Annotated in this window: 13 protein-coding genes; all 13 read right to left on the reverse strand. The window is 53.4% G+C overall.

The features are described 5' to 3' along the window. Window positions 1–36: 36 nt before the first annotated feature. Complete coding sequence (locus tag VIN96_RS13305; RefSeq protein WP_331896730.1) at window positions 37–885, reverse strand: DMT family transporter; 849 nt, start codon at window positions 883–885, stop codon at window positions 37–39. A 7-nt stretch (window positions 886–892) separates the two neighbouring features. Next, a complete protein-coding gene (locus tag VIN96_RS13310) occupies window positions 893–1,777 on the reverse strand; it encodes an NAD(P)-dependent oxidoreductase (protein ID WP_331896731.1) in 885 nt (294 codons plus the stop codon). Window positions 1,778–1,841: 64 nt separating this feature from the next. Then, window positions 1,842–2,480 carry a hypothetical protein gene (locus tag VIN96_RS13315; RefSeq protein WP_331896732.1) on the reverse strand — a complete coding sequence of 213 codons (639 nt, stop codon included), beginning with the start codon at window positions 2,478–2,480 and terminating at the stop codon, window positions 1,842–1,844. A 26-nt stretch (window positions 2,481–2,506) separates the two neighbouring features. Then, window positions 2,507–3,757, reverse strand: a complete 1,251-nt coding sequence (locus VIN96_RS13320) for an SGNH/GDSL hydrolase family protein (RefSeq protein ID WP_331896733.1) — start codon at window positions 3,755–3,757, stop codon at window positions 2,507–2,509. Between the two features lie 30 nt (window positions 3,758–3,787). Next, complete coding sequence (locus VIN96_RS13325; protein WP_331896734.1) at window positions 3,788–5,038, reverse strand: SGNH/GDSL hydrolase family protein; 1,251 nt, start codon at window positions 5,036–5,038, stop codon at window positions 3,788–3,790. Between the two features lie 19 nt (window positions 5,039–5,057). Then, window positions 5,058–6,314 (reverse strand): TIGR00180 family glycosyltransferase, encoded by a 1,257-nt coding sequence (locus VIN96_RS13330; RefSeq protein ID WP_331896735.1) that lies wholly within the window; start codon window positions 6,312–6,314, stop codon window positions 5,058–5,060. Between the two features lie 55 nt (window positions 6,315–6,369). Further along, window positions 6,370–9,354, reverse strand: coding sequence for an ATP-binding cassette domain-containing protein (locus VIN96_RS13335; RefSeq protein WP_331896736.1), 2,985 nt, complete (start codon window positions 9,352–9,354; stop codon window positions 6,370–6,372). Between the two features lie 73 nt (window positions 9,355–9,427). Beyond that, window positions 9,428–10,216, reverse strand: coding sequence for an ABC transporter permease (locus VIN96_RS13340; protein ID WP_331896737.1), 789 nt, complete (start codon window positions 10,214–10,216; stop codon window positions 9,428–9,430). 266 nt (window positions 10,217–10,482) lie between these two features. After that, window positions 10,483–11,478: an NAD-dependent epimerase/dehydratase family protein gene (locus VIN96_RS13345; protein WP_331896738.1), complete on the reverse strand. Its 996-nt coding sequence runs from the start codon at window positions 11,476–11,478 to the stop codon at window positions 10,483–10,485. Window positions 11,479–11,504: 26 nt separating this feature from the next. Continuing rightward, a complete protein-coding gene (locus VIN96_RS13350) occupies window positions 11,505–12,185 on the reverse strand; it encodes a class I SAM-dependent methyltransferase (RefSeq protein WP_331896739.1) in 681 nt (226 codons plus the stop codon). Further along, window positions 12,178–13,065, reverse strand: a complete 888-nt coding sequence (locus VIN96_RS13355; RefSeq protein WP_331896740.1) for an NAD-dependent epimerase/dehydratase family protein — start codon at window positions 13,063–13,065, stop codon at window positions 12,178–12,180. The genes VIN96_RS13350 and VIN96_RS13355 overlap by 8 nt, the downstream gene beginning before the upstream one ends. Before the next feature lie 23 nt (window positions 13,066–13,088). Then, complete coding sequence (locus VIN96_RS13360) at window positions 13,089–14,363, reverse strand: nucleotide sugar dehydrogenase (protein WP_331896741.1); 1,275 nt, start codon at window positions 14,361–14,363, stop codon at window positions 13,089–13,091. Beyond that, window positions 14,360–15,274 carry a Gfo/Idh/MocA family oxidoreductase gene (locus VIN96_RS13365; RefSeq protein ID WP_331896742.1) on the reverse strand — a complete coding sequence of 305 codons (915 nt, stop codon included), beginning with the start codon at window positions 15,272–15,274 and terminating at the stop codon, window positions 14,360–14,362. The genes VIN96_RS13360 and VIN96_RS13365 overlap by 4 nt, the downstream gene beginning before the upstream one ends. Window positions 15,275–15,285: the final 11 nt, after the last annotated feature.

Here is a 15,285-nt window from a genome sequence, read left to right on the forward strand (position 1 = left end):
CCGCAAAGCTGTAGGGGGTCGCTAAGTAACGATACGTCACAGGCTTCCGCCGGCGATATATGCCATCACACCCGCCATGATAATGATTGCCCCAGCCAGACGACCGCGCGTCATTTTTTCGCCTAAAAACACTACCCCGATCAAAGAGGCGAACAAGATGCTCATTTCCCTTAACGCCGTCACCGAGCCAATCGCACCCTGATTCAAGGCCCATAAAAATACGCCGAATGCGAACAAACCCAGTACTCCGCTCATCAGCGTGATGGCAAAGTCATTGCGCAACGTGGTCCACAAACCGTGCCCTCGCCAAAACCACACCACGATCACAAATGCCAAGCCGTCTAGCGTAACCAACCAGGCGGCAAAGCTGAGACCGTGACCACTGATCCGAATGCCATAACCATCCAAAACGGAATACAACCCGACCATCAAGCCGGTGAGCGCCCCGCCCACCATCATTTTTACGTTGGCCCCTGGCCCTTGGCCTTCAAACGCAAAAAACAACAGCCCGCTAGAGATCAAAACAATGGCCAAGAATTCGTAGAGTGCGGGCTGTTCGCCAATCACTGCAAACGCGATTGCGGTGGCGAAAATCGGCGCGGTTCCGCGCGCCACGGGGAAGGCTTGACCAAGATCGCCAACCAAATAGGCGCGAGCAAGACTGATTTTGTAGGCGTTGTGAAGCACGACCGACGCGGCGATAATGGGCCACACTTCGGGAATGGGCAAAGGCACCCAAGCCAACGCCAGCGCCGCCACTGCAGTACTGACGACATTCATGCCGGCAAGGCCGGATAGCTTATCGGGGCGCCCCTTGATGATCGCATGCCACGACGCATGGAACAGGGCGGCGCCGATCAAGGCGAGAACAATGGTGATGTCCATTTAGGACTCAGTCATCGCCGGAAGCATCCTGCACCATCTTCAGGCCCTGTTCCAAGGGGGTGTAGCTAAAATCAGGAAAGGCATCCTTGGTCGCGCGCGGATCAAAAGGCCGATAGCCATTGTGCGGCATCGGACCGGAGCGCGGCGAACCCTTGATGCTCACCGGAGACGCAGCGTTGCCAACCACCATTTCGGCAATTTCACGGAATGAAGCCACCCGCCCCGTCGCTGCGTTGAGATCACCCTCACTACGATGCAGCACCATCAGGTTGATCAACTCGGCGACGTCGTCGACGAGAACGTGGTCCCGGCGTTCTTCGCCCTCACCGAACAAGACAATGTCCTGGCCGTCAGCGACCAAGCGGCGAAAGCGGTTGGGACCATAACCGTTATGCGGATCGTTCGCGCCATAAATCAAGGTCGGGCGAATGATCGCAAGCGGCCCCTTGACGGTGTTGCGCAAGGCAACTTCCCGCGCCAAATGCATAACGCCGTGTAACGAATCAGGCTGAGCCCGGCTGACTTCGGTCAAGGGATCCGCTGAATCGCTAAACACCGCATCGGAACTGACGTAGATCACTTGCGCGACCGGCTTTTGTTCCAACGCAATGCATACATTTTCCAGCATGCGCATGTTGGCGGTAAGCATGGACACGTCCTTCACCGGCGCCTTAGCGGACACGAAAATCAGCACGTCCTGCGGCCTCAACAAGTCCACCAATTTTTCGGAAGCATTTGGCGCTTCAAGGTCCAAATCTTGACGCGTCAAGGAGAGAACATCGACACCCGCCGCTTGAAGTTTTTGCGCTGTGGCGCCGCCGACGAAGCCACCGCCACCAAGTATGACGGCACGTTCAGGCGCCTTAGGTGTAGAGAAATTATGCTTCAACATTCTCTCGTCTCTCCAAGATCAAAGCTTCAATACAGAATGGCAAACGATCACGTCACAGCCACGCTTAGTTTGCGACCAAGCGGACATCCGACAGGTAGACCGTTCCGGTCGTGCTGATGGTGCCGTGAATGGTCAAGCGCAACCAAACCTCAAACACATCGGCGTCGTCTCCAACTTTATGATCCCAGGTCAATTCTCGCCAATCTTCGTTTAAGTCGGTGAGGGCGAAATACGGAACCAGTTTGCCGTCATTTGAATAATAGGCCGCCGCACCGAACTTGATCGGTGTGTCCGCTTTCACTTTCATGGAAACCTTCACCGTCTTGCCGCGTACGATCGCGGCATTGGGAAGAGAGAAGCCGATGCGCCAGTCGACGCCTTCCAATGGCGTTCCCGGAAGCTTGGTGATTTCCATGGTGCACGAAGGGGCATCCACTCCTTCGGGGCGCGTCCAACTCGAGGTATCGAGCACAATGTTCGGGGCGGTTTTGTTGAGGTTGCTGATGAATGCAGTCCATTTTGCAACCCCTTCCTCGCCGACGGGCACTTCAGCGCCGTTGACCACCACCTTGGTCGGACACTTTTCCTGCAAATCCCAGGGCGTATTCATCTCGCTGGTCTGTTCAGCCTGAAGCATCAAGGCCAGCATCAGCAAAACAGCGACACTCAACGCGACGCCGAAAAACAATTTGATCTTTTTCATATCGTTTCGTGCTCCATGAAATTCCGTTATGGCCGGCCGGCCGACGCTTGCGAAAGATAACCGTTTTTCATCAAAGCATCTGCAATGGCATTGGCGTATAAATCCATCCCCCACGGCGACGGATGAAAGTTCGTCGGCGATGCGTTCATTTTTTCCGCATCTTTAAGGGGCATCGGCATGTATTGGGTCAAAGGCAAAACATTTTGCCCGGTTACCCGTTCAAGGCTGGCCCACAGTTCTTCATCATGTTGGCCAGGAATCATTTCTTTGTTTTCAATCACCTCGGGATAAATCGGCAGGTGAATTATTGCCATTGGCACACCCGTGTCTTTGACAATTTGGACCTTTTTCATGAATTGCTGATCGGTTTGATAATCGTTGTAATCGATTTTGGGAATCCGAAAGACTTCCTTCTCACCCATATCGTATGCATCTCCGGTCAGGACACGTGCCAACAAGAACGAATACTTTAGAGAATAAGGATCAGGGAAGGCGTAACCGGCTTCACGGGCCATACGCCTATATTGGAATTCAAGGTCGCGGATCAACGGATTCTCCGTTTGGGTTTTCAGGTTCTCTTGGCACCAATCCCAATTCGCTTTCGCGTTAAGGACGAACGTATCGTTAGCCCTGTCGATGCTTGGATTCGGATTAGGCTCACCCGTCGTCAAAACGCGAGACTCACCGTTGATTTCCGTAACCGTTCGCCAAATTCGAATTCGCGTCAGATCATCGGTGATGAACGTGAACACCACGAGGTCGGGTTTCCACTCGGAAATTTTGGCCGCAGCCAAATCAAACATTTGCAGAATGCCGTATCCATCTCGGCCAAAATTGACCACATGAACATCAAGGTTCAAGCGCTCCGACAAAATATCCTGCATGCGCATGGGAAACGTTTGGCCCGCGACATAAAAGGCCGGAAAGGAATCACCAAACACCAAGACTTTTAAATCGGCTTTCTCATACGAGCCGCGGATGGGACCAATGTTACCGCGTTCATTGATTGTCTGAATGAGATTACACTGAGACACTTTGCCGTCGCGGATACCGGTATAGGTGATTTCGCGGCCCGGTGGGTATACGAATCCAAAATCCTTGTCGTATTCCCAGTGGGACTTGTCGTATAAGCCAAAAGTCGGATGCTCTCGATTGCGCGCCGCAAAAAATTTTTCATGGTTATCAAAGTTCAAATAGAACCGATAACCGATTTCAACAGTCACGAAGCTAACCAATGTGGACAAGATCACCAGAGCAACGTTCACAATGTTTTTCATCAATTGTTCCAACCTACGTGGCTATTAGCCCTACTTGATAAGGTTATTGTCGATAACCATTTTGGTGATCGCATCTGCATATATTTTCATGCCGAAGGGACCGGGGTGTAAATTATCCGGTGAGGCATCCATACGGCTGGGTTTTTCCAGGGGCATCGGGATGTAATCGGTCACGCCAAGAATTTTTTTACCCGTGACACTTTCCAGACTATTCCACAAAGCGGCTCTTTTGGGGAACAAGTCAGCTTCCTTTCCCATAGCCACCTCGGGAGAGACGGGCAAATGCACAATCACATATGGTATGCCCATTTTTTCCAGTGCATCGAGCTTTTGAACGAATTGTTCGTCTTGCGCGTAATCTTCAAAAGGAACCCGAGGGATCGTAAATTGCTCGCGATCACTGCTATAGAAAGGATCACCGTGGACCAGGCGATTATAGAGGAAGGAGTGTTCCAAAGACCATGGATCAGGGAACCAGTATCCCGCCTCGCGCGCCATGCGGCGATAGCGATAAAACAAATCTTGCAACAACGCATCCTTAAGGTGCGCATCCTCTTTTCCCAGCACTGATTGGCACCACTCCGGCGTTGCGCGTTCTTCGATGACAAACGTATCCTGGGACCGATCAATGCTTGGGTTTGGCTCGGGATCGATCGTCGTTAAGACTCGCTTTTCCCCATTCACCGATGTCACCGTCCGCCAGATCCGAACGCGATCCAGGTCATCCGTCGTAAACGTGATGATCGCCAGATCGGGCTTCCACTCTGGCAACTTGGCCACGGCCGTGTCGAAAACTTGCAGAACCCCGGTGCCGTCTCTGCCAAAATTCACAACGTGTACCGACTTATTCAAACGTTCAGACAAGGTTTCCTGCAGCTTTGCAGGAAATGTCATGCCATCAACGATGAAAGCCGGAAACGAGTCGCCAAAGACAGCGATTTTGACATCGGCGGACGCATAGTCTCCGCGAATGGGGCCGATGTTGCCCCGCTCATTGATCGTGTTGAAACTTGTGCAGCCACGCACCACACCGGCACTGATGAAGGTCTGATGAATTTCGCGGTTAGGCGGATATACATACCCCAACTCTTTGTCGAATTCCCAATGCGAAAAATTGTAGAGACCAAACGTCGGCAAGCCCCGGTTCAACGCGTAATTAAATTTTTCAGGATTGCTCAGATAAAGATAATAACGATAGCCAGATTCCGCAGCCACGAAGCTAATGATGACCGAAACGACCATAAGAATAGTGTTAAACAAGATGTCTTTGATATTCATCATCACAGAACCACTCAATAGGTTAAATGTAATCGTTGAGATGCGAAATCATGGCACGCACGTCTTCTGGAGATATATGGCGATTGGTTGGAAGCGCTTGGTAGATCAGCTCATCGTAAACCAAATAACGCCGCGGATCGCCATTTGCCGTTTTTTCATCAACGTAGCGATCCGTGTGCGGATTCAACCAGTCGGACGGGGGTTTACCCTCCGACATGCGGCGCCCAAGTTTCTCTTCACTGAGCCACACTTTTAGCCGCCGCAGAAAGTTGTCCAGCCTTGATGGGGGATAGGCTCGACGCGGGTGTTTAGGGCGTTCCGTTTGTCCGGAATAAACCCAGCGATCCCACACGCCCTTGACGATCTCGGCTGGTTCGTCATGAGCAATTGATCCGTCGATCATGAAATCGAGGATCGTCTGATCCAGCATAGGGGCGAGGTAACGCAGATGCATAAGGTCGACGATGCGCTTGCGCTTTTCTTCGTCATAGGTACTGGCAAGGTGGGTGTCGCGCGCCAGCGCGTCGAGTATCGGTTTGCGGTACGTCAAATATTCCCGGAACATACGTTCCGGCCCCTTCGGCAACATCTCGTGCGGATGCCAACCATCGGTGGCGAGTGACTGATCGGTGTTGCGCGCCAGGAAGAAACTATCGAGCCGCGCGACCCCACCTTCGATCAGCGACATACTTGAACCGACCAACTCCATGAACAAGAGAATGCCCATTTGCGCGGCGGTCGCCTGCGCTCGTTGCGCCACTTCGGTTCGATATACCGGGTAGAAAATGACGTCGTAATAACGAAGCTGCTGCGCCAAGCGTTTCAACGCGTTGTCACCGGCGATCGAGCTTCCCGTTTGAATCGCGTACGTCAGTTTAAAGACATCTTCCTCGATGAAATTCACGTAATATCCGTGCGCGCCGACGTAGAAAGGATTTTCTTCAAGAAAATCGACGCAATCTTGAATTCGATCGGTGAAGAGAATGTCGTCGTCCGCGCAAAACGAACAATACGGCGTGGTGACGAGCTTGAGACCTTCCGCGAACTTCACAAACGGCTCCATGTCGGGATCGAAGCGGGCGTAACGTACGTTCAGATTGGTTCCGCTGAGAACCTCTGCATTTGCTTCCAGCGCGGCTTCATCGCGACTGGAATCAAGCACGATAATTTGGAACCCCACATTGCGACGCGACAAATACGTGACGAGGCGCTCGAAGTTTTTCGGTCTGTTATACGTTGGAATCAGCAACGTATAGACATCATTGATATGAGACGGCACCCGACCCTCCAAATTCAATCATCAAAACACCTCATGAAACCGCAGTCGCGTCGTTTCATGCCCCCCAAAAAGCCAACTGAGAAACGCCCCAGTATTTTCCTTCGACGCCTTCCAAAGCGCGAATACGCCAATACCTCGCCGAACGTGACGGTTTGACGTCGTAACTGTGGTCCAACCGCCCTTGCGCAAGATCGATACATTCAACCATTTGCACATCCTCAAGAAAACCATCATTGCTGTATTCAAGGGCAACTCTCATCACCCCCGCGATATCGGCGCAATTTTCCACTTGGCGAAGGATGAAGCCCCGCACCTCCACGGCATTGCCTTCGCCGAAATCATAGCCAATCCATGCACTATCCCAACCGTCGGACGCCGTATCGGGCGATTTCCAATACACGAAAGGATTGGCTTCCAAAAACAGGTTGGGGCCATGATTTTCGGCATGGTGGTAACTGATCGGAGCCAGACCAACAAAGGCCTTCATGAAGGCCATAGCGTCGGGCACATCGTCACGCCCCGCGACGTCGCTAAACTCGATATCCACAACGCCCCAACTCCCCATTTCCAAGGGACTGGCATCGACCACCCTCCAAAATCTGGCGGAATGAGTTTGATCGACGTTGAATGTTTGCCATCCCGATTGGCGCAGCGTCCGAACCGTTGCGATCTCTTTCAAATCCTCGGTAAACGCGGCATCTGAGGCGGTCTCTAATCTTAAGGTCAGCTCGCCACGCGTGCGCACCCCCGCCAGCCATTGACGCACACCAAAGCGGCGCACTTCCATGAGGCTGGTTTCGCCCGCGTCGACGCCCAACCACTCGTGAGAGTTTTCAACATCATCATCGACTGGCGTCAGCAACGGCAGAGGACCATCACCAAAAGATCTATGCCCTTTAGGTAACGCCCCTGCCAACAGCACGTTGCCATCCCAAAACGCCAGATCGACCACGCCCCATGGCCCGCCTTCCGTGCCTTCGAGGGCGAGCAGGCGCCAATAACGCGCGGACCTTGTTTCTGCCACGTGAAATTCGTTATTGAGGCGGTTGTGGAACAGATGGAACACACCAACGGTTTTCACATCACCGTGAAAGCTGTCATCGCTGCACTGAAGGGCCACAACCGGAACCGTATTGGATTGGAAGCCCCCCACCCATTGACGGACCGCAAAGCGGTTCACCTCGACTGCGTGGCCCACGCCGAAATCATACCCAATCCAGGCTACCTCTGCCACGCCTTGGCCAGAGTCCGGCGATAGCCATCGCGATGAAGTGTCGCCATCAAACGCCATGCTTGGTGGATACCCCTCGACATGATGATAACTGATCGACGCGCTGCCTTCAAAGGCGTGGGACCGGTTGATCGCGCCGCGTGGCAAAACCGGCTCAGGATGATCGCTGAATTCCAGCGCTGTAATACCCCACTTGCCGCCACCGGTTTCCATATCGTCTCGAATCCGCCAATAGCGCGCAGGCTGAGAAGCCGCGATGTCATAGGCTTGAAAGTCCATGGTCCGGTCCAATGTGACGGTATCGACCAAATTGATGTTTCGCACGAAACCATCGTTGCTGGATTCGACCTTCACACGTCCAACGGTGTTCGGCCTTTGCCCATAATCCCATTGCTGTATACCGAAGCGACGCACATGGATCTCGTTGCCATGACCGAAGTCGTATCCGATCCACGAGTCACCAACCTTGTTGGTGTTCACATTGGCGGACACCCAGAACGTATCGTTCTTGCCGTCAAACGCCCGCGCGGAACGATTGGGTGCGGAATAACCGCTGCAAATCGGGCGCCATTTCGGATGGCTGTCTTCGACCTCGAGGTGTTCAATGTTCTGGTTGAAGGCAAGTTCGGCAACCCCCCAGCGCCCGCCGTCCGTTCCAGAAGCGGCAAGCAGACGCCAATAGCGTGCCTTGTGAGAAGAGGTAAATTCGTAACTGTTTCGTCCAATGACGGCCGCGACCGGAATTTCGGTCACCGTTTGAATGTCGTCTTGAAAGCCATCGTTGCTGCACTGAACCTGCACAGCGGTCACCAAATTGTTCTCTTCCCCGCCGCACCATTGACGTAACGTGAATTGGCGTACGGCAACCTCTTGATCTTCGCCGAAGTCGTAACCGATAGCAGCCTTGCCCTTCACGGCTTGCCCCGTTTCCTTAGACATCCACTTCGTTCGGATTCCGCCACTAAACGCATTTTCGCAGCCGAACCCATCCGCTTGCCCAGATGCCAACGGTGAACCACCCTTAGGCGGGGCGGGCTGCGTAGGGTTGTCGAGAAGGCCTTGGTGATAGATGTTGAGCACTTCCTCAACTGCGCCGGATACGATGATCTCGCCACTATCAAGAAGCACCGCACGGGTACAGATCGTGCGGATAATGTCATCCGAATGTGATGCCAGGACGACGATGCTCGAATTATCCATAAACTCAATGGCACGCATCTTGGCTTTTTCGATAAAGTGCGCATCGCCTGCGCCGATCACTTCATCCAAAAGCAGAATATCTTGGCGTACACTGGTCGCAATGCCAAAGCTTAAGCGCACCTTCATACCGCTTGAGTATGTGCGCAGGGGCATCGACAGATATTCGCCCAGCTCGCAAAACTCCACAATCTGCTCGCGCGCCTCTTCGATTTCAGCCCCGCGTAGCCCCATCAAACGACAGCCGTAATCGATAGCCTCGAATCCCGTGACGTCGTCACTCAATCCGATGCCGCCGCCCAAGACCACCGACACGGTGCCCGATGTCTTCACGGAGCCTTTGGTCGCGGAATAAATGCCCGCCATCAACCGCAGCATGGTCGACTTACCCGCACCATTGCGCCCGATCAACCCGATACGGTCGCCGGCTTCGATTTTGAGCGAAATATCGTGCAGCGCCCTCACGATCACCTTGGAACCTGCGTCCTGGCGCAGCTTGCCGCCGCTACTGTAACGCACCAACTGAGAACGCAGTGATTTTGCATCCGCCGTCAAGACGGGATATTCGACATCAACTCCGTCGAGTTCGAGCTTGATGACACCCTTGCTCATATCACTTTCCCGAACTGACTAAGATCGAATGCCTTGGCGTTTACGACCGAACGCATGTGCAAAATGTTCCGCTTCATAACCAATACGCCAATCGCCGCAAATATTTTGAACCGACGAAAAAGGTCACCAGCATGCCGACGACAGTGATCGCTGCCACGACTACCCATGACGTCAAAGGCGGTGCATGCCCCAACATGGGAGAGCGGACGATTTCGATCATATGATAGAACGGATTGACATCCGCAATGATACCGCGCGTGCCCAACATTTCCTTGCGCCAAAAAATGGGCGTGACAAAGAAGGTCAAAGTCATCAGGACAGTGACCAATTGCTGAAGATCACGATAACGCGTCGAGATAATGCCAAAAAGAATGGAAAACCAGATCGCATTGAGCTGCAACACAACAAACGCCGGGATGACCATCAAGGTCCATGGGGTCAAGGCCACATGGAAATATATAAAAACGAGAACAACCGCGATCAGGTTGTGGCAAAACGTGATGAAATTTCGCGACACCAGCCGTAACGCATAAATGGTCAGAGGCAGACGCCGCTCTAAAATCATCCCGGCATTGGCGAAGAATGTGGTGCAGCCTTCCATTACAATCGCGGAAAGGAAAGCCCAGATAGATAGACCGCCCAGCAGGTACGCAAAAAACACTTCGTCATCAATTCCCAGAAGCTGGGAATACACAATGCTGAGTGCAATGCCTGATAAAAGGAAACTCAGCGTCAGCCAAAAAGGCCCGAGAAATGTACGTCGGTATTGAAGTCGAATATCCAGCCATGCGAAACGCCACCAGATTCCAGGCGATCGAATAGCCTCTACGAGGTCATTATAAAAATATTTAATGTCGCTCATAAAAACTTTCACAGCCATAACCTAAGGAATTGCAGCACTTCGTCATCGCCAGTTTAAGTTTCAAGGGGGCTCGGGCGTCGTCACCTCGATTATACTAGACCGCCCATTTCATCCAATCTGGTGAATAAGCCTTCACATATGCAGAAAAGCCATATGTGTTATACAGCTTTATCCAGTTTGAAGGCTATGCGTGAAACGCATAGCCCGTACAATAGAGAATCCTCACAAGAAAACTCCGATTGTACGGGCTGCGTTTCGGCCGGGACTTAGGCGCGCATCACGAAGTCTTTTGACAGACCGCGCAGCACATCAATGTACTTTTTGCCCCACTCAACCATCTCTTCCAGACCTTCTTCCCAGGTGATTTCAGGCTCCCAGCCGATGTCGGCCTTAACGGCAGAACTATCGAGCCAATAGCGGGCATCCTGTCCCAGGCGGTCTCCCGTCACTTCACACAGATCCTCGAACGGCATGCCCAAGGCATCCGCGCACATCTCAACAACGCGACGGATCGACGTCGGCTCTTTGGGGCCGACGTTGTAAATTTTACCCAGCGGGGCTTTGTCGGCAACCATGAGGATGGCACGCGCCAAGTCGCGGTTGTGAATAAACGACTTTTCGGCGCGGCCACCACCATGAAGCGGAAGTTTCTCGCCCGTAAGACCGCAGATGATCGATTTCGGGATGACGCGGTGCAATTGCTGGCCCGGACCATAAGCGTTGGACGGACGGATCACGTTCATCGGGAACTTCAGATGTTCGTGAACCGACATGAGATACATGTCGAACGCCACCTTGGAAGCCGCGTAAGGGCTGCTCGGCTTGATCGGCTCGTCTTCGTTGGTCGCGTGATCGACAGAGCCGTACATTTCGGACGTACCGATGTGGATGAAACGCTCCAAGTAATCGCGCTTCATCAGCTCTTCGCTCAGTTTTACCAAGGCAACGCAGTTGGTTTCAAAGAAGCGCCACGAGTTCTTCCACGACGCAGCCCCCTCACCTTGAGCGGCGAAGTTGATGATGACGTCGGGACGCTCTTTGTCGAGCAGCTCCATAAGCAGATCGAGTTCATAATTGACGTGATATGCATGGTACGAATAACGGCTGTCGCCATCACCAACACCCAACGTGAAACATTCCAGCTTCGGTGTATTACGGCCAATGCTGATCACTTTTTCAGGATCAGCGTGGTCCAACAGATATTTCGACGTGTGCAGACCAAACGACCCGCCACCGCCAAGAACGACATACTTCTTTTTCATCCCTGCACTCCTCCAAAACACTTCATTTATTGTGTAACGACCCAATCGGGGTCGGCTTCAATGATTGTCCAATAATAATCGCCGGTGTAACCGGCTTCAGCGAACATTTCGCGCCAAAAATCAAGATTTCCAAACGTCACCGCCGTAAGGACCCAGTCGAGAAACAAGTCCCGTTCGGAATCGTTGCGATACGCATCAACCTGAATGTACGACCGTCCCGGCGCAACGCGCTCAATTTCCTGGATCGCCTTGATGCAACGATCACGTTCCAGGTTATGCAAGACGTTGATGCACAACACAGCATCAAAGGAATCATCCTCGAACGGCAGTTCATCGGCGGTTCCCAGCATCAACTGGGCCTTGGTTTCTTCCGGCGCATGGTCCAAGGCGTATTGCGAAATGTCCATGCCAATGACCTCAAGCCCCGGACAGGCTTCGGTTAAGTCTTTGACCAGATAGCCTTTGGCGCAACCGATATCGAGCACCCGGTCACCTGGCTTCAGGTTGTAATGGCTGATGATTTCCTTCGCGATCGGCTGCCACCGACCATCGTACGTATAACCACCATAGCCCTGTTCCCGCGTGCCGTCGAAATATTCACGACCGAAACGCAAAGCTGCCGCACGATTTTCCTCTTGGCTTTTCTTGCGTTCAACAAGATTGCGCCGAGCTTTGGGGTACTGGTTTAAGAGGTTGATTTCAGCCATCGTTGTGCGTTCCCTCTTGATCGTGGATTTGGCGCAAAGCGTCTGGCATTGGCGTGAAGCGGTAATGCGGGAACGCTTTGCGCAATGCTGTAACGTCGAAATGACGATAAGTGACGGGGTTGTTTCGCTCTTGATGGAGCACGTCCGACTGCGGCGTGAACAGTGACGCGACTTGACGCGCCAAGGCATCAAAGGTCACCGCCGTTCCAGTAGCAATGTTCAACACCCCGTTCGAGCCGTGACGGATCACCAAGGTCAACAACTCCACGGCGTCGTCGATGAAGAGATGATCTCGCTTTTCCTCACCACCGCCGAACAATGTAATCGGACCGCCGCTTTGCGCCATGCGCCGAAAGCGGTTGGCGCCGTAGGAATTGTGCGTATCTCCCACGCCATAAAGCATTGTCACGCGCAGCACGGCCAAGTTATTTGCCACACTCTCGAACATCACCTCGCGAGCGCGATGCATGGTGCCGTACAAATCGTCGGGTTGGGCGCAAGTCTGCTCGGTAATGCGGCTCTGGCTCATGGGGTAGACTGCGTCGGAACTGATATAGACGACGTGCTGTACCGGTTGGAGTTCCAGCGCATCGCAAACGGTCCGCGACATCGCCATGTTGGCCATGAACGTAGCCATGCCGCGACCTTTATCAGGCGTCAACGCTGCTAGCATGACGACCGTGTCCGTCGGCTTCAACATACCCGCCAACTTCTCATGAGCGTCTGCATCCGTGAGGTCAAGATCTGCCGACGTCAAAGCCAGGACGGAAATGTCCAAGGTCCGCAAATGCCGCACTAAATTTGAGCCATAAAACCCGCGCGCACCAATCACCACCACGCGTTGGGGGGCTACAGGCTGCGGGTGAGTGTGTTGCAACATTGTTCCAACGTCCGTTGGCGGCTCTACTGAGCCGGCTTGCCGAGAGTGATGCGTCGCAATCCAGCGGCGGCACACGTATTTGCATCCAAAACCGCATAGGGATCGATAACCAAGTCGCCCCGCATGGCGCTCTTAATATCAGCAGGATCAAGATCCTTGAATACCCCCCAAGGCGTCATGATCGCAATCGCGTCGACATCCCGGCATGCATCCAATGGTGTTTCGGCATTTTGTCCGTTCGGATGCCACGCCGGGTCGAAATCAATGGCCGGGTCATATGCTTTTACCGCATAAGGTCCGATGTTGGCCAACATCGCCAGCGACGGTGAATTCTTAATGGAGTGCGTGTCTTCCTTATAGGTCAGCCCCAACACGCCGAGTTCGGCATCGGGATTGTCCTGAAACAGGTGCGCATGCAAGGTCCGCAACGCCCAGTCTTTGCGGTGCTTGCTGTTGGCGATCCACGCATGCACCACGCCTGCGTCGGAGCCGTGTTCGGCGGCCATGTTGCAAACGCTGGTCAAGTCGCGTTCAAGGTTTCCGCCAGCGATACCGAGACCTGGCTTGAGATAGCTGTATTGACCGATGCGCCGATCGAGCTTCAATGCCGGCACGATTTCGGACCAATCGGCGCCGATGTTTTCGCACAGCTCAGCCATTGTGTTGGCGACGCTAACCGATGCCACCAAACACATGTTGATAGAAATTTTGGCCAACTCGGCACTTTCGTAGCGCATCGGCAAAATCGGGCAGTCGGCAGCGCCAAGTACTGCGGCAAAGGCCGCGGGCAAAGGTGTTTCAGGTTGCGCACAGCCGACGATGTAACGCTCTGGATGACGGGCACGTTCGATCGCGCAGCCAAACACCAAGGTTTCGACCTGATAATACAGACGGTCCTTCGGGAACGCTAAGTCGCGGGTGAAGCCAGGGGGCACTTGGCACAGCACCACTAAGATGGCCGTATCGTTCAAATTCGCCGACACCAGATCAATGATCGCACGGATTGGCGTCAAATCGCTTTGCCCTTTGTCGTCGGTGGGCACATCTGGTGCAATGTAAGCGACATCGCAACCCGCCAGATCTCCCAGATCTGCCGTAAAGCGGATATGGTCAGCATTCTTGGCAAGCATATCGTCGAGGCCCGGCTCTTGAACCGGCATCACACGATCATTCAGCGTGGCGATCAAATCGGCATTGGGATCGAAACAGACAACGGGAAATCCCATATCGGCAACCGCGATAGCGGAATTGAGGCCCAGATGCGTCATTCCACAAAAGGCGATCGTTGGCGTGCTCATGATTTGGCGGCCTCTTTCAGTGCTTCCTGACCAAGTTGGCGAAGCGTTTTCTGCAGCCACAAATCATTGGACAGGTCAGTTTGCGTTCCCTCCAAACACTGGGCCCGGAAGTATTGATACTCAGCATCCCAGGTCGGATCGTCCTGGACCAGGGTGACGGTTTCCTCAGGCGGGCGGCCCGAGGGCAAAATACGTTTGCGCACGGTTAAACTGCTCGGTCCCCATTTACACAAGGAACGGATGTGCGCGGTTCCTTTTTCCGCCAAAATATCGCAGGTGAAATGATTGCGCCATTGCAGCAGGGTCATTTCCAGCTCGATTTTAGGTTTCGAGCTATCGGACCCGATCACCACGTGATCGGGGGCTTTGTTCTCAAAACAACTCGCCGAAATGGCACGGAAATTGTCCCCCAAATCGCCGAACCAGAATTTTGCCGTGTCGAGCAGATGCGAGCCAAGGTCAGGCAGGACGCCATCCCCCTGATCACGCCATTCAGATTCCCGCACCAAGCGCGCGGTCCCGTTACCGTAAAACATACGACAGCGATAGATTTCACCCAATTCACCCGATGCGATCAGATCGCGCATCCGCACATAATGCGGTTCAAAGCGGTGATTGTAGGCCGTCATGCAGTAGACGCCATTTTCCCGCGCGATAGCATCGAGCTTCATGATGTCCGCATCGTTTTCCGCCCACAAAGGCTTTTCAACGAGGACATGTTTACCGTTCAACAACAGGTAATTGAGCAAATCGACTTTGGGCTCGTCCGGAATGCACGCGATCGCCGCATCATAATCATCTAACGGCACGTCTTCGATGGAACGATAATCCGCGCCCTCTTTGACTGGGTCGACAGAGGCAACGAAATCTTCACCAGCCGCTTTTTTCCGCTTCGGGCCCTGAACGCCCATACCAATAACGA

The sequence above is a fragment of the Magnetovibrio sp. genome, from assembly GCF_036568125.1.
GTDB lineage: Bacteria > Pseudomonadota > Alphaproteobacteria > Rhodospirillales > Magnetovibrionaceae > Magnetovibrio.